This window comes from Paracoccus limosus (assembly GCF_009711185.1).
GTDB classification, from domain to species: domain Bacteria; phylum Pseudomonadota; class Alphaproteobacteria; order Rhodobacterales; family Rhodobacteraceae; genus Paracoccus; species Paracoccus limosus.
In genome coordinates this window covers 11,927-34,363 of record NZ_WMIF01000034.1, presented here as the reverse complement: position 1 = coordinate 34,363, position 22,437 = coordinate 11,927, and the positions used below count along the sequence as shown (strand labels likewise).

Sequence of the window (22,437 nt, the reverse complement as noted above, 5' to 3'; positions counted from 1 at the left end):
CCCGAATTTTCCCAAACTTCCCAGGTACTTCCCGGTCCGTCCGTCCCGTCCGACGCTGCCGCCGTTTCGGTGAGGCGGTATCTAGGCCCCACAAACCAAACCCGCAAGTGAAAAAATGAAGGGAGACGAAAGTTTTTCATCAAGCCAATGAAATTCCGTCATTTTTATGTCACCTTTCCGGGCAGCGCTGACGCTAGATGCGCGCGCCGTCGGCAGCTGCGAGACTCGATTCCCCGAATCTCCCGCCGGAATCACACCGGAAACGGACCCGATGCCCGCAGGGCCCACCGCCGACTCGGCGATTCCGGGGCCGGAAATGCAAAACGCGGCCCCGAGGGACCGCGTTTCGACAAGCATATGGCGAACCAGATCAGCGCTTCGAGAACTGGAACGAGCGACGGGCTTTCGCCTTGCCGTATTTCTTGCGTTCGACGACGCGCGAGTCGCGGGTCAGGAAGCCAGCGGCTTTCAGGGCGCCACGCAGCGACGGCTCATGCAGTTGCAGGGCTTTCGAGATGCCGTGCTTGACCGCACCAGCCTGACCCGAAAGACCGCCACCGGCGACGGTGGCATAGACGTCGTATTGACCGACAACGCCGGCAACCTCGAAGGGCTGGCGCAGGATCATCTGCAGCACCGGACGCGCGAAATATTCCGAGATGTCCTTGCCGTTGACGACGACTTTGCCCGAACCGGGCTTCACCCAGACGCGGGCGACCGCGTCTTTGCGTTTGCCGGTGGCATAGGCGCGGCCTTGGGCGTCACGTTGCGCTTCACGCACGGGCGCTTCGGCGACAGCGACGGTGGTGACCGATTTCAGGTCGTCCAGGGTTTTGATGTCTTCGACCATGATCAGGCGCTCCGGGTGTTCTTGGCGTTCATGGATTTGACATCCAGAACTTCGGGCTGCTGCGCTTCATGCGGATGTTCGGCGCCGGCATAGACGCGCAGGTTGGTCATCTGCTTCTTGCCCAGCTTGTTGCGCGAGATCATGCGCTCAACAGCCTTGGTCACGACGCGCTCGGGGTGAGCGCCTTCCAGAACCTGACGCGCGGTGCGGTGCTTGATGCCGCCCGGGTGGCCCGTGTGCCAGAAGTATTTCTTCTGGTCGCGCTTGTCGCCGGTCATCTGCACCTTGTCGGCGTTGATGATGATGACGTTGTCGCCCATGTCCATGTGCGGCGTGAAGGTCGGCTTGTGCTTGCCACGCAGGCGCATCGCAACGATCGAGGCAAGACGGCCCAGAACGACGCCCTCGGCGTCGATCAGGATCCACTTCTTCTCGATCTCCGCCGGTTTTGCGGTATAAGTTTTCATCTGTCGTCCCTTTGGGGATGTGAATTCGAGATGTGGGTGTATCGACGAAAGCCGCGCGCAAATCAAGCGCGGTGAGCGGCGTTTTCCCCATCAATATCAGCCGCTTACAAAATAGGTATATTAATACCGCTCCGCAAGCCCGCGTTTCGGAGGCTTTTCAGCCGCGCCCGGGCGGAATCGCATAGGTCATCGAACAGCGCGCCACCGGCTCGGGCTGGCCCTCCGAGCGGATCAGGCAATCGCCCACCGCCAGCTGCCGGCCCAGCTTCAGGATCCGGCATTCGGCCAGAAGATCGCGCCCGGCCTGCGGCTTGCGCATGAAGTCGATCGAGGCATTGGTGGTCACGGCCAGCGCCACCTCGCCGATGCGGGCCAGAATCGCCAGATAGATCGCCACATCGGCCAGGGCGAACATCGCCGGGCCGCTGATCGTGTCGCCCGGACGCAAATGGCTGTCATCGACCACCAGCCGCGCCACCAGCACCTCGTCCAGCGACTCGACCCGGATCTGGCCCGCCACCTGCGGAAAGGCCCGCTCGATGAAGCCGTTCAGCCCCGCCACATCCATCGCCAGCCCCATGCTTTCCCCCTGCCCTGCCCGCAGCTAGACTGGCGCGCGGGGATACAGAGGACAAGGGAGCAGAACATGACGCATGGCGAGCCGCTGCTGCAGCGCGAAGATCACGGGCCGGTGGTGCGGCTGATCCTGAACAGCCCGCAGAATCACAATGCGCTGTCGGTTGCGATGATCGCTGCGCTGTCCGAGGCACTGGATGCGGTCGCGGCCTCACCGGCCCGCGTCCTGATCATCGCCGCGCGCGGCAAGGCCTTTTGCGCCGGCCATGACCTGCGCGAGATCCAAAGTGCGCGCAGCGACGCCGATGACGGCCGGGCGGCGCATGAACGCTTGTTTGCGGCCTGCGCGGAGATGATGCAGAAACTGCCCGCCCTGCCCCAGCCGGTGATCGCCGAGGTGCAGGGCATCGCCACCGCCGCCGGCTGCCAGCTGGTCGCCAGCTGCGACCTGGCCGTCGCGGCCGAAGGGACGCGTTTTGGCGTCAATGGCGTCAATATCGGCCTGTTCTGCGCGACGCCGATGGTGGCGCTCAGCCGCGCCATCCCGCCGCGTGCGGCGTTTGAGCTGCTGGTCACCGGCGATTTCATCGACGCCGCCCGCGCGCACGAGCTGGGTCTGATCAACCGCATCTGCCGGCCCGAGGCGCTGGCGGATCAAACCATGGCGCTGGCCCGGCAGATCGCCAGCAAGCTGCCCGAGGCGGTGCGGCTGGGCAAGCGCGCCTTTCATGCGCAAAACGGCATGGCCCCGCCCGAGGCTTATGCCGCGACGGGCCGGGTCATCTGCGAGAACCTGACGCTGCCGGCCACGGCCGAGGGCATTCAGGCATTTCTGGAAAAGCGCCCGCCGGACTGGGCCTAACCCAGCGCGGCAAGCCAGGGAAAGGTTTCCAGCAGCCAATAGGCAAAGGTCGGAAACGCCCCGGTCAGCAGCGCCACACCGACGACGACCAGCAGGCCGCCCATGATGCGCTCGATCAGCTTCAGATGTGGCTTGATCCGGTTCATCAACCCCATGGCCCGGTTGATGAAGATCGCCGACAGCAGGAACGGGATGCCCAGCCCCAACGCATAGATCGCCAGCAGCGCCGCGCCACGCCCGGCCTCGGCCCCGGTCGCGGCCAGCGACAGGATCATCCCCAGTTGCGGGCCGATACAGGGTGTCCAGCCAAAGGCAAAGGCCAACCCCAGAACATAGGCCCCAAAGGAACTGCCGCCCTTGTCGCCGGCATCCAGCCGCGCCTCGCTGTCCAGAAAGGGAATGCGGATGATGCGCAGGAAATGCAGGCCCATGATGATGACCACGACGCCCGCACCACGCGCCAGCCAGCCCTGCCATTGCAGGAACAGCCGGCCAAAGGCCGAGGCCGCCATGCCCATCAGCAGGAATACCGTGGATAGGCCAAGGATAAAGAACAGCGCCGGCACCACGGCGCTGCGCTCGCGCTGGCGCAGGCTGCCGACCCCAACCCCGGTCATATAGGCCAGATAGGGCGGCACCACCGGCAACACGCAGGGCGACAGAAAGGACAGGATCCCCGCCAGCAACGCGACCAGCGCGGCGGGCAGGAAGGCGGCATCAGCGAGTTCGATTCCCAACATGAGGCGCAGACTAACCATGAAAAAGGCGCGGGAAAGCCCCCGCGCCTCAATCTTGCATCATTTCGGGCGGCTCAGCCCTGCGACCACCAGCCGCGGCGCTTGGGCCGGGGCGCCGATTCCTCGGCGGTCAGGGCCGGTTCGGGCGCGGCCGGCACATGGGCCAGCTCGACCTCGGGCGCCGGAGCAACCTCGGCAGCGGGTTCGGCCGGGGTTTCTGCTGCGATCTCGGGCGCGGCCTCAGGCTCGGGCTGGGGCTCTTCGGTCAGCACGGCCATCTCTTCGACCAGATCGACCTCGGCCAGCAGCGGCGCGACTTCGGCCGCGTCATCCGGGGCAACCTCGGCGGTTTCGACGACCTCGGCCACCTCGGCCTGAACTGCCTCGACCGTCTCGACGGCGGGCTCGACCGAATCGTCCCGGCGGCGACGCGAGCGGCGACGGCGACCCTTGCCCGCCTCTTCGGCGGCTTCCTCGGGCAGATCGACAACCTCGTCCGCGACCGGGGCGGCGGCTTCGGCCTCATCAGCCTCATCGGCGGAATCGTCGCCCGCCTCATCGGCGCCGGCGCTGCCTTCGGCCTCGCCGTTGCGGCCATTGCGGCGGCGACGACGGCGGCGACGGCGCTTGCCGCCATTCTCGCCCGCCTCGTCGCGGTCGCCACGCTCATCGGACTGGGCTTCGGCCTCGTCGGCACCGGCATCTTCGGCGCGGGTGTCCTCGACGATCTCCTCGTCATCTTCCTCGTCCAGCGCCGGATCCTCGCCGTCGATCTGCGCCATCAGGCTCGCATCGACCGAGACCACCGGATGCGCCACTTCGGGCACATTGCGGGTGGCGGTCTTGAACTTCTCGATGGCGTAATCGGGCGAGATCAGGGTGGGATCAGCCTCGACCCGCACCGACATGCCGTAACGCGCCTCGATGCCGGCGATATGCTCGCGCTTGGCATTCATCAGGAAGTTGGCGACGGCGATCGGCGCCTTGACCAGAACTTCGCGCGACCGCTTGCGGGTGCCCTCTTCCTCGATGGCGCGCAGGATGGTCAGCGCAAGGCTGTCATCGCTGCGGATCAGGCCGGTGCCATGGCAATGCGCACAGGGCTGCGTGGTCGATTCCAGCATGCCCGGACGCAAGCGCTGGCGCGACATTTCCAGCAGGCCAAAGCCCGAGATGCGGCCGACCTGAATCCGCGCGCGGTCGGTCTTGAGCTTGTCCTTGAAACGCTTCTCGACGGCGGCGTTGTTCTTGCGCTCTTCCATGTCGATGAAGTCGATGACGATCAGACCGGCCAGATCGCGCAGGCGCAGCTGGCGGGCCACCTCGTCGGCGGCCTCAAGGTTGGTCTTCAGCGCCGTATCCTCGATCGAGCCCTCTTTCGTGGCCCGACCCGAGTTCACGTCGATGGCAACCAGCGCCTCGGTCACGCCGATGACGATATAGCCGCCCGATTTCAACTGCACGACCGGGTTGAACATGCCGCCCAGATAGCTTTCGACCTGGAAGCGGGCGAACAGCGGCATCTGGTCCTGATAATGCCGCACGTTCTTGGCGTGGGACGGCATGATCATCTTCATGAAGTCCTTGGCGGTGCGATAGCCGCGCTCGCCCTCGACCAGAACCTCGTCGATCTCTTTCGAGTAGATGTCGCGGATGGTCCGCTTGATCAGGTCGCCTTCCTCATAGACCGGCGCTGGCGCGATCGATTTGAAGGTCAGCTCGCGGATCTGTTCCCACAGCCGCATCAGGTATTCATAGTCGCGGCGGATCTCGGTCCGGGTGCGCTGGCTGCCCGCGGTGCGGATGATCAGCCCGGCGCCTTCCGGCACCTCCAACTCGGACGCGATTTCCTTCAGCTTCTTGCGGTCGGCGGCATTGGTGATCTTGCGCGAGATACCACCACCGCGCGCGGTATTGGGCATCAGCACGCAGTAACGACCGGCCAGCGACAGATAGGTGGTCAGGGCGGCGCCCTTGTTGCCGCGCTCTTCCTTGACGACCTGAACCAGCATGATCTGCCGGACCTTGATCACTTCCTGAATCTTGTAGCGACGCGCACGCGGCTGGCGCTTGGGTGCGCTGATTTCCTCGGCGACGTCCTCTTCGGCGACGGATTCGATGCCGTCATCCTCGGCGGCCTGATCGTCCTCGGCCTCATCGGCGGGCGCAGCAATGGTTTCGGCAGCGGCTTCGGCGGCAGGCTCGGCGGGCGCGGCCACGGCGGTCACCGCAACGTCAAAGCCGGCGGCCAGACTGTCCTCGCCCTCGCCGGGATCGACCACGGTCATGCCGGCGATCTCTTGCGAGACCACGACATCACCGGCATCGGCCTGCGCCGGCTGCGGCGCCTTGCGGCGGCGCTGGTTGTTGCGGCGCGGCTTTTCGGCCTCTTCGCTTTCGGCGGCGGCGGCCTGACGCTCTTCCTCGATCAGCGCCTTACGGTCGGCTGCGGGGATCTGGTAGTAATCGGGATGGATTTCGGCAAAGGCCAGAAAGCCGTGGCGGTTGCCGCCGTAATCCACAAAGGCCGCCTGCAGCGAGGGTTCGACCCGCGTGACCTTGGCCAGATAGATGTTGCCAGCAAGCTGCCGCTTGTTGACGGTCTCGAAATCAAATTCCTCGACCTTGGTTCCGTCGACCACGACAACCCGAGTTTCCTCGGCATGCGTGGCGTCGATCAGCATTTTCTTTGACATGTTTCCGTGTTCCGGGCAGCCCGCCGGACCCGCGCAACGGCGGAAATGCGGACAGGCTGCACAATGAAGGGGCGCGCCGCATCATGCAGACAGCAGCAATCGCGGCACCGGGGAGCTTTCCCTGGTGCCGTTGTCGATCAAACTGCGCTGCGCGATCCATCGCGTCTGTTTACCTTTCTTGGCCCGCGCCGCGAATGCGGTTCGGGCGGCGATACGATTGCCCAGAGGCCCCAGGCGGGGCATGGGCGCCGATTTTCCGCGCATCCTGCCACCGGCCTTTTCCGGGTCGCGGCTGGCAGATGCGCTGCGAAACTGATGAGAGAGAACAACCAACGGTTGCTGGAATGTCCTGCTCTTGGCTTGAAGGATAGCGGGGAAGGCCAAGCTGTTACAATCGGTTTTTCACCAAATCGTACATCTGCCCGCCGCGATTACAGATAATCGCCCCGGCTCAACCCGTATTTCGCCATCTTTTCATTCAGCGTCCGGCGCGGCAGGCACAGCTCGTCCATGACGGCGGCGATGCTGCCCTTGTGCCGCCGCATGGTGTTGTCGATCAGCATCTTCTCGAAACTTTCGACATATTCCTTCAGCGGCTTGCCCTCGGTGGTGGTCGCCTCCTGCGTCTCTTCGCCATCCGCCATCAGAAGCGACGCGATCGAGCCCGAGCCGCGCCGATTCTGCAGGACCGCGCGCTCGGCCACATTGATCAGCTGGCGCACGTTGCCCGGCCATGGCGCCTGCAGCAGCTGCGCGGCCTCTTGGGCGGTGACCTGCGGCGGCTCACAGCCGTATTCCTCGCTGAATTGCTCGGTCATGCGGGTGAACAGCGCCAGAATGTCCTCGCCGCGCGAGCGCAGCGGCGGCAGGGTGATTTTCAGCGCGGTCAGGCGATAGAACAGGTCCGGGCGCAGCGAATCCTCGGCCCGGCGCCCCTCGCCGCGTGCATTGGAAATGGCGATGATCCGGGTTTCGGCCGGGGTGCCCTGCTCGGCGATAAAAGCCAGCAGCCGCGCCTGCAGCCCATCCGACAGCGCCTCGATATCCTCAAGGCACAGCGTGCCGCCCCGCGCCTCCTCGACCGCCGGCAGCCCGTTTTCGACCGGGCCGAACAGTTTCGCGGCCAGCACCTCGTCATTATAGGCGGCGCAGGAAATCGGCACGAATTTCTTGCTGGCACGCGGCCCGACCGCATGCAGCGCATGGGCGACCAGCGTCTTGCCGGTGCCCGTCTCGCCGTCGATCAGCACATGACCATCGGCCTGCCCCAGATCCAGAATATCCTCGCGCAGCCGCTCCATCACCGGGCTGGCGCCGATCAGCTTGGACATCACCTGCTGGCCCTCGCTCAGGTCGCGGCGCAGTGCGCGGTTGTCCAGCGTCATCCGCCGGGCCTGCCCCGCCTTCTTGACCAGCTCGGTCAGCCGCTCGGGATTGAAGGGCTTTTCCATGAAGTCCATGGCGCCGATCCGCATCGCCTCGACCGCCATCGGCACATCGCCGTGGCCGGTGATCATGATGACCGGCAGGCCGGAATCAATGCCCATCAGCCGCTTCAGAAAGGCCATGCCATCGGTGCCCGGCATCCGGATGTCCGAGATGATCACCCCCGGCCAATCCGCCCCGATCACCTTCAGCGCGTCATCGGCGCTGGCAAATGTCTCGGTGTCGAACCCCGAAAGCGCCAGCCATTGGCTGATCGATTCGCGCATGTCCGGTTCATCGTCCACCACGGCAATCTTCATCGTGCGGCTCATGCCCGTTACCCCTTCTACTCCGCTGCCAACTGTGCCCCGGCCTTGCGGCGCGGGTCATGCAGCGGCAACTCCAATTCGAATACGGCCCCTTGGCCGGCTTCACCCTCGACGTTATGCGCCGTCAGACGCCCGCCGAAATCGGCGGCGATCCCCGATGAGATCGCCAGCCCCAAACCTGTGCCCTCGCCCGGCTTCTTCGTGGTGAAAAAGGGCTCGAACAGCTTTTCCAGATCCGATACGCCCGGCCCGTTGTCGCGCACAGACAAGAAAGCGTGAGACCCCGAACTGACCGTGATCTCGATCGCCGGGTCGCGGACCGATTTGATGGCGTCGATTGCATTGCGCAACAGGTTGATGATGACCTGTTCCAGCCGGATCCGGTCGCAATAGACCATGACCGGATAGCGCGGAATATTGCGCTGCAACTTGATGGTGCGATTGCGCAGTTGCGGCTCCATCATCACCAGCGCGCTCGACAGCGCCACCCGCAGATCGACCGGCTCAAAGGCCTCACCACCCTTACGGGCATAGGATTTCAGCTGCCGGGTGATCGCCCCCATGCGCTCGACCAGATCGTCGATGCGCTGGAAACTCGACAGCGCCTCCTCGGCCCGGCCGCGCTGCAAAAGCAGCCGCGCCCCGGCCAGATAGGTCTTCATCGCGGCCAGCGGCTGGTTCAGCTCATGGCTGACCCCGGCCGACATCTCGCCCAAAGCGGCCAGCTTCGAGGATTGCTGCACGGTCTGTTCGGCCACGCGCAACTCGCGCTGCACCCGCTCGCGCTCGGCGATCTCGCGGGTCAGACGCTGGTTCAGCGCCCGCAGATCGGCCGATTCGCGCATATAGGCCGCCGATTCAACCTGCGCGCGACGCGACAACAGGTAAAAGGCAGCGGCCAGCAGGATGGCAAAGCCCATGATGACCAGCGCCAGCACCGCGTTCACCCGCTCGCGCACCGACTCATAGGTGGTGAACGAAATCATCTTCCAGCCACGGAACGGGATCCGCGTCTCGGCCTGCATCACCGCCTTGCCCTTGACATAGGCATCGACCGGGGACGAGGCCCAGTCGGCCGTCACCTGAAACGCCCGGGTGATCGCCGAAGGCGCAGAACGCACCGCCAGCGCCTCGGGCAGGGTCAGCCCGCGCCAGCGCGGCTCGGTGGACAGGATGATCACGCCCTCGCTGTCGGTCACGGCGATGGCATCCGAAATCCCGGCCCAGCTGCGCACCAGCCGGGTCAGGTCGGCCCCCACCACCACCACGCCCAGCGTGCGCCCATCGGCCACCACCGCCCGCGAATAGGCAAATTCATAAGCGCCCTGCGGCGAGGCCGAGACGGTGAACACCGTGTCCTTGGACCGCAACGCCTCGACAAAGAACGGTTCGCGCACGTAATTCGTGCCGATCAGGTTGCGGTCGGTCGAGCCCACCGTCCGCCCCGAGGCATCCAGCAGCCGGATCGACGAGGCCGCGATTTCCTTCTGCGCCGAAATCAGCCGCGCCGAGGTGCCTGAAAAATCATTCCCCATCAGCGCCGAGATCAGCGCCGGATCGCGCGCCAGCAATTGCGGCACCACCGAGGTGCGCTGCAACTCGGACAGGATATTGCCGGTATACAGCGCCGAGCGCAGCTCGGTGCGGACACGGACGTTCTCCGAAAACCGCGAGGACAGCCAGCTGTTGGTGAACCAGATCGTGCCGACGGCCAGAACCAGCAGCGCGGCGATGATCGCACGCAGCCCCCAGCGCCCGGCCGATCCGGCCCTGCCGCTTTCGGGTGAAGCGCTGGATATGTCCTCGTCCTGCATGAACCTCCGCCGGGCCCATATCCTAGGCCATGCGCCAATGTAATGCGCGGTTTACTGCCGCTCAAGCGACACGCTCCGCCAAGCGGGTTGACGGATGCGCTTTCAACCTTGCGGTGTCAGGCGGCGACAACCCCGGCCATCAACGAGCGGAACAGCCGCGCGCCATCGGTGCCGCCGTGCTGCGCCTCGGCGGCGCGCTCGGGATGCGGCATCATGCCCAGCACGCGACGATTCTCGGACATGACCCCGGCAATATCGGCGATCGAGCCGTTGATCGCCGGCGCATAGGTGAATGCGATCCGGTCCTGATCCCGCAGCGCGGCCAGACCTTCGGCGTCGATCTGGTAATTGCCGTCGTGATGGGCCACCGGCACGCGGATCCGCTCACCCCGGCCAAAACCGGCGGTATAGGCGCTTTCGGCGCTCGCCACTTCCAGTTCGACCTCGCGGCAGATGAATTGCAGACCGGCATTGCGCATCAGCGCCCCGGGCAGCAGGCCCAGCTCGGTCAGCACCTGAAAGCCATTGCAGACGCCCAGCACATAGCCGCCACGGGCGGCATGGTCGCGCACTGCCGCCGCGATCGGCGAATGCGCGGCGATCGCGCCGCAGCGCAGATAGTCGCCAAAGGAAAAACCACCCGGAACCGCCACCAGATCCACCCCGTCGGGCAGGGCGTCATCCTTGTGCCAGACCCGGCTGACCTCGGCCCCCGCCTGTTGCAGGGCAACGGCCAGATCGCGATCGCAATTCGATCCGGGAAAGGTGATGACGGCGGCTTTCATGGCGAGGACTCCGTTTGGGCTTGCGCCTCCCATACTCCAGCCCGGCCGGCATGTTAAGCGCCTTCGCCCTTCACCATTTCACAAATACCCGACAAAACCGCGCCAAATCCACCGCCGTTGCCCATAGGGGCGCGGCGCCGCAACCCCTCGCCGACCCGTCCCATGCAAAAGGGCCGGGGTTTCCCCCGGCCCTTTCCAATCCGCTCCGAACCGATCAGGCCAGCGCCTTGTTCAGATATTCGTCGACCTTTTCCAGATAGCCCATGGTGGTCAGCCATTTCTGATCCGGGCCGACCAGCAGCGCCAGATCCTTGGTCATGTAGCCGTCTTCCACTGCCTGCACCGTCACGCGCTCCAGCGTCTGGGCAAAGTTCAGCAGCTGTTCGTTGTTGTCCAGTTTCGCACGGTGCTTCAGACCACCGGTCCAGGCAAAGATCGACGCAATCGAGTTGGTCGAGGTCTGGTTGCCCTTCTGATGCTCGCGATAGTGGCGGGTCACGGTGCCGTGGGCGGCCTCGGATTCCACGATCTTGCCATCGGGCGTCATCAGCACCGAGGTCATCAGCCCCAGCGAGCCGAAGCCCTGCGCCACGATATCCGATTCCACGTCGCCGTCGTAGTTCTTGCAGGCCCAGACATAGCCGCCCGACCATTTCAGCGCCGAGGCCACCATGTCGTCGATCAGCCGGTGCTCATAGGTGATGCCGGCTTTCTTGAACTTGTCCTCGAACTCGGCGGCATAGACCTCGGCGAAGATGTCCTTGAAACGGCCGTCATAGGCTTTCAGGATGGTGTTCTTGGTCGACAGATAGACGGGATAGCCGCGGTTCAGACCATAGTTCAGGCTGGCGCGGGCGAAATCGCGGATCGACTCGTCCAGGTTGTACATGGCCATCGCCACGCCCGAACCCGGCGCCTGATAGACTTCGTGCTCGATGGTCTCGCCATCTTCGCCGACGAACTTGATCGACAGCGTGCCCTTGCCCGGATAGCGGAAATCGGTTGCCTTGTACTGGTCACCGAAAGCGTGGCGGCCGACGACGATCGGCTTGGTCCAGTGCGGCACCAGACGCGGCACGTTCTTGCAGATGATCGGCTCGCGGAAGATCACGCCGCCCAGGATGTTGCGGATGGTGCCGTTGGGCGACTTCCACATCTTTTTCAGGCCGAATTCCTCGACGCGGGCCTCGTCGGGGGTGATGGTGGCGCATTTGACGCCGACGCCGTATTGTTTGATCGCCTCGGCGGCATCCACGGTGATCTGGTCGTTGGTGCGGTCACGCTCCTCGATGCCCAGATCGTAATATTTCAGGTCCACGTCCAGATAGGGCAGGATCAGCTTTTGCTTGATGAAGTCCCAGATGATCCGGGTCATCTCGTCGCCGTCGAGCTCGACGACGGGGTTCTCTACCTTGATCTTCGACATGGGTGGTCCCTTCGATTAGGATTCGGCTCGGCTGGCCTATAGCCGTATTTCCCGCCAAAGAAAAGCCCGGTATGCAATTGCATACCAATGATCCTGGCCGTGACCGCCGCAGTGCACGGCGCATCATCACCCTGCCCGCGCCTGCCGCGCAAGAGCCCGCGCCGGCGGCAGGCGGGATCCGCCCGTGCAGCTCCGGCCTCAGCCCGCGAAATAGATCCGCGCGCTTTCGTCCAGCCACGACCAGACCGCAGGCGCGCCGCGCTGGATGCGCAGGCCGACGCGCTCGACCAGCTGGGCATAGCTGACCTGATATTCGATCCAGCTGCCGCCGCCCGAGGCGATGTTCTGCATCACCGGCTGGGCCCGGTCCAAGGCCTTGGCAAAGACCGCATCCGCCGTCTCATTGGCCTCGAACTCGGCCCAAAGCGCCCGCAGTTCCGCCCCCAGCGGCGCCGGCAGCATCCCGAACAAGCGATCGGCGGCCGCATCCTCGGCCATCATCTGTGCGACGCTGTGATGGGCCTGCCCGTTCTGGGCATGGATCGGCACGTCGCCGGCGTCGATCTCGACCAGATCATGCAGGATCAGCATGCGGATGACGCGGCCGATCTGCACACCCGGCCCGGCCTCGCCGGCCATGACCAGCGCATAAAGCGCCAGATGCCAGCTGTGTTCGGCGCTGTTCTCGCGCCGCGAGCCGTCGCAAAGCGTGCTGGCGCGCCAGACCGATTTCAGCCGGTCGGCCTCGGCCAGAAAGGCCAGCGGCCCGGCCAGAGGGCCCTGCACCGGCTGGCCATCCAGCATCGCGCGGGCCGCCTGCATGATCTCGGGCCATTCCGACCACAGCCGCGCGGCGCGGCCGCCGTCCATATTGTCGCGCACGATGATCAGGTGATCGGCCAGTGGCTGCGGGCTGCCCAGCACCTGAAACAGCGGCTGGACATGGTCCATACGCTTGGCCATGCGGGCATCGGGGCTGACCCCTGCCTCGAATTCGTGCCACAGGGCCAGCAGCGCCTCGCCCTCGGGCAGCATCCCGAACAGCCGCTGCGCCGCCGCATCCTCGGCCGCCTGCACGGCAGCGGCGTCATGGACCAGATGGATCGGATGATCACCCACGTCGATCTCGACCAGATCATGGATCAGGATCATGGCGATGGCGCGGTCGCTGGCGCCCATGACCAGCGCGAACAGCGCGACATGCCAGCTGTGCTCGGCGCTGTTTTCGGGGCGCGACAGGTCCATCAGCACATTGGCCCGATCAACGGATTTCAGGCGGTCGGCCTCGGTCAGAAAGGCGAACTTCAGGGTCAGGTCGGACATGTTCGACTCGGCAGGAATGAAGAAGGGCCGGTCTGGCCGGCCCCTGGATATCAACGCGTGCTTTCGGTCAGACGACGGCGGACATAGGTCTGCACCGTGTCGATCATCGGCTTCATATGCACCTCGTCGTCGCGGAAGAAATGGTCCGCGCCCTCGATTTCCTCGTGGGTGATGGTGATGCCCTTCTGCTCGCGCAGCTTGCCGACCAGAGTATGGGTATCCTTGGGCGGCGCGACCCGGTCGGCGGTGCCGTTGATGATCAGCCCCGAGCTGGGGCACGGCGCGAGGAAGGAAAAATCATACATGTTCGCCGGCGGCGCCACGCTGATGAAGCCGGTGATCTCGGGGCGGCGCATCAGAAGCTGCATCCCGATCCAGGCACCAAAGCTGAAGCCCGCTACCCAGCAATGCTTGCTGTTGGGGTTCATCGCCTGCAGATAATCCAGCGCCGAGGCGGCATCCGACAGCTCGCCGATGCCCTGATCGAACTCGCCCTGGCTGCGGCCCACGCCCCGGAAATTGAACCGCATGACGGTAAAGCCCATGCGGTGGAACGCATAGTGCAGATTATAGACCACCCGGTTGTTCATCGTGCCGCCATATTGCGGATGCGGGTGCAGGACGATGGCGATGGGGGCGTCGGGATTGGCCTGGGCGTGATAGCGCCCTTCCAGACGACCTTCGGGACCGGGGAAAATCAGTTCGGGCATGGGCTTCCTTTGGAACTCGGGTTTCTTGACCCTGTGTCGGCGCGGCTCTAGATCGTCAATCTGGGAAGCGCGTCCGACATAGGCAAGACGCAGTCAAGGACGGCGTTGGCGGATTAGCCCGCCGGTCGCCTTGCGTCAACAGAGGAGACTGGCATGAAACTGTCCACCAAGGGGCGCTATGCCATGGTCGCGCTGGTCGATCTGGCCATTGCCCGGGGCGAAGACCTGACCTCGCTGGCCGAAATCTCGAAGCGGCAGGACATCTCGCTGCCCTATCTGGAGCAGCTTTTCGTGCGCCTGCGTCGCGCCGGGCTGGTGGAATCGGTGCGTGGCCCCGGCGGCGGCTATCGTCTGGCACGGGCGCCCGAAACCATCCGCATCGCCGATATCCTTGGCGCGGTGGATGAAACCGTCAGCGCCATGCATGTCGGCGCCGGTGCCTCGGGCGGGGTGTCGGGGTCGCGGGCGCAGACGCTGTCGAACCGGCTGTGGGAAAGCCTGTCGGCGCATGTCTATGTTTTCCTGCACAACCACACGCTGGCCGACGTGGCCCGCAACCAGCTGCTGCCCTGCCCGGCGCTGCCCAAGCTGTTCTCGATCGTCGACGATTAAGGCGCGCGCGCCAGCCGCAGCGCACCGTCCAGAGCCGAGCCCAGCGGCTCGGCCCGGGGCCAGCGCGTGACGCGGGGCGCAAGCAGGCTGCCCAGCCGCCCGGCAAAGATCACCGGCAGCGCCGGATCGGTCTGCAACCGGGCGATGCCCGCCTCGACATGGGCCTGCGCCTCGGCCAGAATCGCCTGCGCCAGCGGGTCGTCGCCGGCATGCAGGATCTCGGGCACCTGCGCGGCGAAATCGGCCCCGCTGGCGCTGCGCGCGAAACCGACCACCATCTGCGCGCCGCCCATCCGCTGCAGCACGCGCCGGACCAGCGGCGTCTCGGGCTCCAGCCCGTCCTGGGCGCGCAGCACCCGCGCCAGCAATTGCCGGCCCATCCATGCGCCACCACCCTCGTCGCCCAGAACCGGCCCCCAGCCGCCGATGCTGGCAAAGGCGCCCGCCAGCTGCCGCGTGAACAGCGACCCCGTGCCCAGCGCCACCACGATGCCATCGCGCGCGCCCAACGCCCCGGCCACGGCGATCTCGCCATCGCCCAGCACCCGGCAGCGGCCAAAGGGCAGCCGCGGCCCCAGCCAGCCCACCGCGCCCGAGATCCGCGCCCCCGCGATCCCCAGACAGGCCGAGACCTCGGCCGGCGGGCGCCCTTGCAGCGCCTGCAGGCTGGCCTCCATGATCGCCTCGGTGGCCGCCTGCGCATCCGACATGATATTGGCCGGCCCGGCCAGCCCCTGCCCCAAAAGCCGGCCACCGGCATCGACCAGCATGGCGCGGCACCCCGTGCCGCCCCCGTCCACGCCCAGGAAATAGCGCATCAGCCCCCTCGTCCTTGCCGGCGCCAGAAAACACCGCCCCGGCGGCGACCGCAACCGCGCCGACGTTACGCAAGTGTCACCATTCCTTGCGAAATGGCGCATGGGGCCCTAAATGAGCCGTTCGATCCGCCCCCGCCCACCGGAGCCGCCATGACCGACCTGCAGACCCCCTATTACCTGATCGACCTCGCCAAACTGCGGGTCAACATGGAGCGCATCGCGCATCTGCGCGCGCTGTCCGGGGCGAAATGCCTGCTGGCGCTGAAATGCTTTGCCACCTGGGGCGCGTTCGACTTCATGCGGCCGTTCATGGACGGCACCACCTCGTCCTCGCTTTACGAGCTGCGGCTGGGGCATGAGGAATTCGGCGGCGAGACCCATGCCTATTCCGTGGCCTGGGCCGACAATGAAATCGACGAGGCGCTGGGTTACGCCGACAAGATCATCTTCAACAGCCTTGGCCAGCTGGACCGGTTCGGCACCAAGGCCAAGGCGCGCGGCATCAAGATGGGTCTGCGGCTGAACCCGCGCTTTTCGACCTCGGGCTTTGATCTGGCCGATCCGGCGCGGCCCTTCTCGCGCCTTGGCGAATGGGATCTGGCGCGGCTGGAATCGGCGCTGGACCGGATCAGCGGCGTGATGATCCACTACAACTGCGAAAACGGCGATTTCGACCTGTTCGACGCCCAGCTGTCGCGGATCGAGGCGGAATTCGGCAGCTTCCTTGAGAAACTCGACTGGGTCAGCCTTGGCGGCGGCATCCACTTCACCGGCGAGGGCTATCCGCTGGAGAAGCTGGCCGCGCGTCTGAAGGCATTCCAGCAGAAATTCGGCGTGCAGCTGTTTCTTGAACCCGGCGAGGCCAGCATCACCAAATCCGCCTCGCTGGAGGTGTCGGTCCTCGACATCATCCACAACGGCAAGGACGTGGCCATCGTCGATAGCAGCATCGAGGCGCATATGCTGGATCTGCTGATCTATCGCGAAACCGCCAAGCTGCCGCAGGACGGCGCCCATGCCTATCAGGTGGCGGGCAAGACCTGCCTTGCGGGCGACATTTTCGGCGAGGGCCGCTTTGCCGCACCCTTGCAGGTCGGCGACCGCATCAGCATCGCCGATGCCGCCGGTTATACGATGGTCAAGAAGAACTGGTTCAATGGCGTGGCCATGCCGGCGATCGCGATCAAGGACGAGGATGGAACGGTGCGCGAAACCCGCCGCTTCACCTATGACGATTACAAAGCCAGCCTGTCCTGAACCGGCGAGCCCCTATTCCAGCCCCCGAAAAGGAGATCGAATTGCCCAAGAACGTGCTCATCATCGGCGCCGGTGGCGTCGCGCAGGTGGTCGCGCATAAGATGGCGCAGAACGCCAGCGAGTTCGGCCAGCTGCATATCGCCAGCCGGACCGTCTCGAAGGCGGAACAGATCATCGCGAGCGTTCGTGACAAGGGCCATTCGGTCAGCTTCACCGCCCATCCGCTGGATGCGATGGACAGCGCAGCGGTTGCCGCGCTGATCCGCCAGATCGATGCCGGCATCGTCATCAACGTGGGCTCGGCCTTCGTCAACATGACGGTGCTGCAAGGCTGCATCGACACCGGCGCGGCCTATATCGACACCGCCATCCACGAAGATCCGGGCAAGGTCTGCGAAACGCCGCCATGGTATGGCAATTACGAATGGAAGCGCCGCGAAGCCTGCGAAAAGGCGGGCGTGACGGCCATTCTGGGGGCGGGCTTTGATCCCGGCGTGGTCAATGCCTATGCCCGTCTGGCCGAGGACGAATATTTCGACAAGGTCGAGTCGATCGACATCGTCGACATCAATGCCGGCTCGCATGGCCGCTGGTTCGCGACCAATTTCGACCCTGAGATCAACTTCCGCGAATTCACCGGCACGGTCTATTCCTGGCAAAAGGGTGCCTGGCAGGAAAACAGGATGTTCGAGGTCGGCCGCGAATGGGACCTGCCCGTCGTCGGCAAGCAGACCGCCTATCTGTCCGGCCATGATGAGGTGCACAGCCTGTCCGCCCGCTACAAGGACGCCGATGTGCGCTTCTGGATGGGCTTTGGCGCGCATTACATCAACGTCTTTACCGTGCTGCAAAATCTTGGCCTGCTCAGCGAAAAGCCGGTCAAGACCGCCGAGGGGCTTGAGGTCGTGCCGCTGAAAGTCGTCAAGGCGGTGCTGCCCGACCCCGCCAGCCTCGCGCCCGATTATCAGGGCAAGACCTGCATCGGCGATCTGGTCAAGGGCAGCCTGAACGGCAAGCCGGGCGAGATCTTCATCTACAACGTCGCCGACCACAAGGACGCCTATAACGAGGTCGGCAGCCAAGGCATCAGCTATACCGCCGGCGTGCCGCCGGTGGCGGCGGCGATTCTGGTCGCGCGCGGCACCTGGGACGTGAAGAAGATGGCCAATGTCGAGGATCTGCCGGCCCGGCCCTTCCTTGAACTGCTGGGCACGCTGGGCCTGCCGACCCGCGTCATCGACGCAACCGGCGATCACCCGCTGTAAGGCCATCCGCCGGGGCCCGCCCCGCGCCGTGACAGGCTGCAATCACCGGCGATAAAGACAGCCCCCGCGCGCAGGAACTCTGCCGCGGGGTGCGCGTTTCCTGCCTACCCTCAGGCAAGGAGCCCTGCCGTGACCCCAGCCGACAACCGCATGTTCCCGGTTTCCGAACGTCACCAGAAACCGGATCTGCCTCGCGTGGCGAACTGGGCGGTCGTCGGCATCTTTCTGTTGCTGCTCTTTGGCTTTTTCGCGCAGGCGCGTGGCTTTCTGATGCCGGTGACGCTGGCGATCCTGCTGTTCTTCGTCTTCATCCCCTTTCGCCGGCTGATGGAGCGCATCGGCATCGGCGCGGCGGCGACCGGGGCCATCGTCTCGGTCGGGCTGGTGGTGCTGGTCGTGGTGATCGGCTTTGCCATCTCGGGGCCGGTGGACCGGCTGATCGAGAACGCGCCGCAGATCTCGACCCGCCTGGAACAGCGGTTTTCAGAACTGCGCAGCAATTTCAAAGGGCTGGAGCGGGCGGCACAAAAGATCGACCAGCTGACCTCGGGGGGGGCGGCGGTGGATCCGGGAGAGACCACGCCGACCAGCCCGCCCACCCCCTCGGGTACGCCCGAAACCGCAGGCGGGCTCAGCGGCACGGTGACCGGCACCGTCACCAGCATTCCCACGCCCGGCGCGCCCGCCCCCAGCGACCAGCATATCCGGGTCGAGGTCAATGCGGTGCAGCAGGGCTCGGCCATCGCCAGCGTGATGGATCTGGGCCCGGCCTTCGTCGGCCAGATCATCTTTACCCTGTTCATGCTGTTCTTCCTGATCTCGTCGGGCGATCTGCTTTACCTCAAGATCGTGCAAAGCTTCGACCGGATGCGCGACAAGCGCGCCGCCTATCTGGCGCTGCGCGAGATCGAGGACCGGCTGGGCGCCTATCTAGGCGCGATCACGCTGATCAACGCCTGTCTGGGCATCGCCATCGGTCTGGCGATGTGGGCATGGGGCCTGCCCAGCCCGATCCTGTTCGGGCTGGCGGCCTTTTTGCTGAATTACATCCCCTATCTGGGGCCGATCGCCGGGGTGCTGATTTCGACACTGGTGGCGCTTTTCGTCTTTGACGATCTGTTCGGGCCGCTGATGGTCGGGCTGACCTATCTGACGCTGACCTCGATCGAGGGCCAGCTGATCACCCCCTATTTCGTCTCGCGCAAGCTGCAGCTGAACACGGTGGTGGTGTTTCTGACCGTGGCGCTTTGGGCATGGCTGTGGTCGGTGCTGGGCATGATCGTCGCGGTGCCCTTGCTGGTGGTGATGCGCGTGCTGGCCGATCACATCCCCGGGCTTGAGAAATTCGGCAACTTCCTTGCCGGCGAGGATCCCCCCGCGCTGGAGGACGAAGACGACGACGCGGCGCGCGACCCCGGTCAGCAAAGCGGCAATCCGCCCGAGATTGCGCCCGGCGGGGCCGTTGTCGCAGATTTGTAGCCCCTGCCACGTTAAGCCCACTTTACGTATCGGAAGCGATTGTCATGATCACGACATCTTTCATTGTCGATTCGCGTCATGTCCGAGCCCGCAGACTGCCAGCCCCTTCCGACCCGTCAGCAACCGGCCAGCCCAAGGCTGCGCATCGGCTTCATGCTTGCGCCGCGCTTTACCTTGTCGGCCTTTGCCAATTTCATCGACGTGCTGCGACTGGCCGCCGATGACGGCGACGGCTCGCGCCCGATCCGATGTCGCTGGACGGTGCTGTCCTCGGACATGGCGCCGGTCCAGTCCTCATGCGGCATCCGCATCGAGACCGAAGAGCGGCTGGGCGATCCGACGCGCTTTGACTATATCATCGTCGTCGGCGGGCTGATAGACGGCGGCGCCGGGCTGTCGCCGGAACAGAATGCCTTTCTGCAGCGGGCGGCGGCGGCCAAGGTCGTGCTGACTGGAATCTGCACCGGGGTCTTTGCCCTGGCTCGGCTGGGGCTGATGGACGGTTATCGCTGCTGCGTCAGCTGGTTCCACCATCAGGATTTTCTGGCCGAATTCGAAAAGATGCGTCCGGTTTCAGACCAGATCTTCGTCGTGGACCGCGACCGGCTGTCCTGTTCGGGCGGGGTCAGTGCCGCACACCTGGCGGCCTTTCTGGTCGACCGCCATCTGGGCCGCGCCGCCGCGCGCAAGGCGCTGTCGATCCTGATGATCGACGAGCCGATGGCCGGCGACCGGCCGCAGCCCGGCCTGCCGCTGGAGCTGACGGCCCGCGACCCGCTGGTGCGCCGCGCGCTTTTGGCGATGCAGCAGAACCTGCATGCGCCGCTGCCCATCGACCGCATCGCCCGCGATCTGGGCGTCGGCCGGCGCAAGCTGGAACGGCATTTCAACGCCGATCTGGGCATTCCGCCGGCAGATGCCTCGGTCCGCATCCGGTTGGCACAGGCGCGGATGCTGCTGGCGCGCACCGATCGCACTGTGACCCGCATCGCCGAGGAAACCGGCTTTTGCGACGCCTCGCATCTGATCCGGGTGTTCCGCGAGACCGAGGGCACCACCCCCGACATCTGGCGGCAGGAACGCGGTGGCGCCGAGACATTCGCCGAGCCCTGAGGCCACCATGGCCCGGGGTCAACCCCGGTCCTGACCCCGGCTCTGACGCTGGATCAGCAGGGCGCCGCTGCGGTCGCCCTGCCAGCGCAGCGCGCGGAACGGCCGGAACGCGGCCATCTCGTGGCGCGTGTGCAAAAGCTCATCGCCCAACCCCAGCTGCAGCGCCAGATCATGGCGCTTTTGCCAAAGATCGGCGCGATAGGGCGCGATCTCGAGCGCCTGGCGCAGATGCTCCAGCGCTCCGACCGGATCGCCAAGCAGCAGGCAGGCCTCGGCGGCGATGGCCTGACTGCGCGCGCAGCCCAGCCGATAGGCCGAGCCCGCAACCATGCCCAAAACCGTGGCCGCCTCGCCCCGTTCCAGCGCCGCGCCGATGCCGCGATAGAACCGCGAATAGCCGGCAGGATCGGTCAGCATCGCCACCAGTCCCTCCAGCCGGTCGATGGCGGCATCGGACAGCGAGATACCGGCATGGCCGTCATCCTCCATGCTGGGCACGCCGCCGCCTTCGCCCAAGGCGTGATCGGCAAAGAAATGCAGATGCCGCGCCCCCGAGACCGCCGCATGCATGTTGAAATCGCCGAAGCGGTGCCGCGCCGTCTGCAGGTGGCTCAGCTCGACGAACCAGGCGCCGGGACGGGCATAAAGCATGTTGGCAAAGGCCGCGCCATGCGCCGACAGGAAGATCTCGGCCGAATGGCACAGCCCGGCCTGTTCGCGCGGCGACAGATCCTCCAGATAGACACCGCGAAAGCCATGGCGCCGCAGCATCGCGCGCAGCGCCTCTTCGCCCAGCAGGGCGCGGTCCTTGCCCGCCCCCGGCCTGCGCCCGACATAAAGCCTCCGCCCGATGTCCGCCGCCTCCGGCGGCAGATCGCGCAGCACGGCGGCGCGGTGGCGGTCCAGATAGCCGTCGCGGCTGTTGTTATAAATGATCTTGTAGTGATCCATTCGCGGCGCCCGCAGAGCCCCGGCAGAGCTGGCGGCGGCAAAGCCTGCCTTGACCTCGATATCCTCGATCAGCCGCGCATCGGCCTGATGATAAAGATGGTTGGTATTGAAGGGAATGATCGCGCGTTCGAACCGGACCGGGCCGGCAAGGTAACGCACGCGGCCGGCAAGCTCGGGAAAGAAATCCCGCACCGCGCGCTGCACGAAGGCCTTGGCCGGTTTCCGGCTGGAGGTGATCATGCAGATTTCGCCCTGCAGCCCGTAATCGCGATACATCTGCAAATAGATCAGCGATTCCGTGGTAAAGTGGTAGAAATTGAAGAAATTCCGGCATTCGATCACAAAGGGCAGCCGGCGTTCGTCGCCGCCAAGCCCGGACTGGCGCGCCAGCCGCCGCGCCGCCGCGCCGCCGGTGACCCGCTGGGCCTCGAGATCGGCCTCGATCGCGTCCTCGGGATGCAGCTTGGCCAGCTTCATGCGCACCCGCATCGCCGAGGCGCCGGCCAGCAGCACCCGGCCCGACACGCTGGGGATCTTGCCGCGATAGTCCAGATCCTCGACCACCACCGGAATGGACCTGAAGACCACGCATTGCCGGGCCGTGCGGTTGTCGCGGAAATTGCGGATGAACCGATAAAGATCCAGCCTTTGTTCGGGATGGCTGCTGGCGACGACTGCCCCCAACCATGCCGGCGGCGCGTAGCGGGGTTGCAGGTCGGACCGCTCGGGCTCGACGGGCATGAAGCCGTCATCGACGCCCGGCGCCAGAAAAACGACCGATTCCCTGTGCCTGCTCACGCCTGTCCCCGCCATCTGCCAAGACCAGGCCGGCATTGCGGCATCGCGACGCCCCCGGGTCTGCCGGCGCCAGCATCCCCCAAGCCACGACCAAGGTCAACCGCCTAGCCCAGACCCGGCAGAAATCGTTATAAAATATCCATA

Annotated in this window: 20 protein-coding genes; 6 read left to right on the top strand and 14 right to left on the bottom strand. The window is 65.3% G+C overall.

Going from position 1 to position 22,437, the window contains the following annotated elements; translation table 11 throughout:
* Positions 1–370: 370 nt before the first annotated feature.
* The 3 genes from rpsI to GL279_RS17125 form a co-directional block, all read right to left on the bottom strand.
* Entirely contained in the window at positions 371–850 is a 480-nt protein-coding gene (rpsI, locus tag GL279_RS17135; protein WP_155065847.1) for a 30S ribosomal protein S9, read from the bottom strand.
* Positions 851–852: 2 nt separating this feature from the next.
* Entirely contained in the window at positions 853–1,317 is a 465-nt protein-coding gene (gene rplM / locus GL279_RS17130; RefSeq protein ID WP_155065846.1) for a 50S ribosomal protein L13, read from the bottom strand.
* A 157-nt stretch (positions 1,318–1,474) separates the two neighbouring features.
* Positions 1,475–1,897, bottom strand: a complete 423-nt coding sequence (locus GL279_RS17125; protein WP_155065845.1) for a PaaI family thioesterase — start codon at positions 1,895–1,897, stop codon at positions 1,475–1,477.
* 66 nt (positions 1,898–1,963) lie between these two features.
* Here GL279_RS17125 and GL279_RS17120 point away from each other — a divergent pair, with 66 nt between their 5' ends.
* The gene (locus GL279_RS17120; protein WP_155065844.1) at positions 1,964–2,755 is read left to right on the top strand and encodes an enoyl-CoA hydratase; all 792 of its coding nucleotides are present in this window, start codon (positions 1,964–1,966) and stop codon (positions 2,753–2,755) included.
* Here the strand turns inward: GL279_RS17120 and GL279_RS17115 are convergent.
* The 9 genes from GL279_RS17115 to GL279_RS17075 form a co-directional block, all read right to left on the bottom strand.
* Positions 2,752–3,495, bottom strand: a complete 744-nt coding sequence (locus GL279_RS17115; RefSeq protein ID WP_155065843.1) for a cytochrome c biogenesis CcdA family protein — start codon at positions 3,493–3,495, stop codon at positions 2,752–2,754. The two genes, GL279_RS17120 and GL279_RS17115, sit on opposite strands and share 4 nt — an antisense overlap.
* A 71-nt stretch (positions 3,496–3,566) precedes the next feature.
* Entirely contained in the window at positions 3,567–6,188 is a 2,622-nt protein-coding gene (locus tag GL279_RS17110) for an Rne/Rng family ribonuclease (RefSeq protein ID WP_155065842.1), read from the bottom strand.
* 81 nt (positions 6,189–6,269) lie between these two features.
* Entirely contained in the window at positions 6,270–6,572 is a 303-nt protein-coding gene (locus GL279_RS17105; RefSeq protein WP_155065841.1) for a hypothetical protein, read from the bottom strand.
* A gap of 47 nt (positions 6,573–6,619) precedes the next feature.
* Positions 6,620–7,945 carry a sigma-54-dependent transcriptional regulator gene (locus tag GL279_RS17100; RefSeq protein WP_155065840.1) on the bottom strand — a complete coding sequence of 442 codons (1,326 nt, stop codon included), beginning with the start codon at positions 7,943–7,945 and terminating at the stop codon, positions 6,620–6,622.
* Between the two features lie 14 nt (positions 7,946–7,959).
* Positions 7,960–9,756 carry a sensor histidine kinase gene (locus GL279_RS17095; RefSeq protein WP_155065839.1) on the bottom strand — a complete coding sequence of 599 codons (1,797 nt, stop codon included), beginning with the start codon at positions 9,754–9,756 and terminating at the stop codon, positions 7,960–7,962.
* A 116-nt stretch (positions 9,757–9,872) separates the two neighbouring features.
* Positions 9,873–10,541: a phosphoribosylformylglycinamidine synthase subunit PurQ gene (gene purQ / locus GL279_RS17090; protein ID WP_155065838.1), complete on the bottom strand. Its 669-nt coding sequence runs from the start codon at positions 10,539–10,541 to the stop codon at positions 9,873–9,875.
* A gap of 214 nt (positions 10,542–10,755) precedes the next feature.
* Positions 10,756–11,967, bottom strand: a complete 1,212-nt coding sequence (locus GL279_RS17085) for an NADP-dependent isocitrate dehydrogenase (RefSeq protein WP_155065837.1) — start codon at positions 11,965–11,967, stop codon at positions 10,756–10,758.
* A gap of 198 nt (positions 11,968–12,165) precedes the next feature.
* The gene (locus GL279_RS17080; RefSeq protein WP_155065836.1) at positions 12,166–13,290 is read right to left on the bottom strand and encodes an HD domain-containing protein; all 1,125 of its coding nucleotides are present in this window, start codon (positions 13,288–13,290) and stop codon (positions 12,166–12,168) included.
* A 50-nt stretch (positions 13,291–13,340) separates the two neighbouring features.
* Positions 13,341–14,000 (bottom strand): alpha/beta hydrolase, encoded by a 660-nt coding sequence (locus tag GL279_RS17075; RefSeq protein WP_155065835.1) that lies wholly within the window; start codon positions 13,998–14,000, stop codon positions 13,341–13,343.
* A 153-nt stretch (positions 14,001–14,153) separates the two neighbouring features.
* On the opposite strand from GL279_RS17075, the gene iscR reads away from it, so the two are divergent.
* Positions 14,154–14,612 (top strand): Fe-S cluster assembly transcriptional regulator IscR, encoded by a 459-nt coding sequence (gene iscR / locus GL279_RS17070; RefSeq protein ID WP_155065834.1) that lies wholly within the window; start codon positions 14,154–14,156, stop codon positions 14,610–14,612.
* Here iscR and GL279_RS17065 read toward each other — a convergent pair.
* A complete protein-coding gene (locus GL279_RS17065) occupies positions 14,609–15,430 on the bottom strand; it encodes a glucosamine kinase nucleotide-binding domain-containing protein (RefSeq protein ID WP_155065833.1) in 822 nt (273 codons plus the stop codon). The genes iscR and GL279_RS17065 overlap by 4 nt on opposite strands.
* A 150-nt stretch (positions 15,431–15,580) precedes the next feature.
* Between GL279_RS17065 and nspC the strand changes: the two genes are divergently transcribed.
* The 4 genes from nspC to GL279_RS17045 all read left to right on the top strand — a co-directional run bounded on the left by nspC (position 15,581) and on the right by GL279_RS17045 (position 20,544).
* On the top strand, positions 15,581–16,687 hold the full coding sequence (nspC, locus tag GL279_RS17060) for a carboxynorspermidine decarboxylase (RefSeq protein ID WP_155065832.1): 1,107 nt from the start codon (positions 15,581–15,583) through the stop codon (positions 16,685–16,687).
* A gap of 41 nt (positions 16,688–16,728) precedes the next feature.
* A complete protein-coding gene (locus GL279_RS17055; protein ID WP_155065831.1) occupies positions 16,729–17,952 on the top strand; it encodes a saccharopine dehydrogenase family protein in 1,224 nt (407 codons plus the stop codon).
* A 129-nt stretch (positions 17,953–18,081) separates the two neighbouring features.
* Positions 18,082–19,431, top strand: a complete 1,350-nt coding sequence (locus tag GL279_RS17050) for an AI-2E family transporter (RefSeq protein WP_343039842.1) — start codon at positions 18,082–18,084, stop codon at positions 19,429–19,431.
* 78 nt (positions 19,432–19,509) lie between these two features.
* Positions 19,510–20,544, top strand: coding sequence for a GlxA family transcriptional regulator (locus tag GL279_RS17045; RefSeq protein WP_155065830.1), 1,035 nt, complete (start codon positions 19,510–19,512; stop codon positions 20,542–20,544).
* Between the two features lie 18 nt (positions 20,545–20,562).
* Here GL279_RS17045 and GL279_RS17040 read toward each other — a convergent pair whose 3' ends face one another.
* On the bottom strand, positions 20,563–22,293 hold the full coding sequence (locus GL279_RS17040) for a glycosyltransferase 61 family protein (RefSeq protein ID WP_170294011.1): 1,731 nt from the start codon (positions 22,291–22,293) through the stop codon (positions 20,563–20,565).
* Between the last annotated feature and the right edge of the window lie 144 nt (positions 22,294–22,437).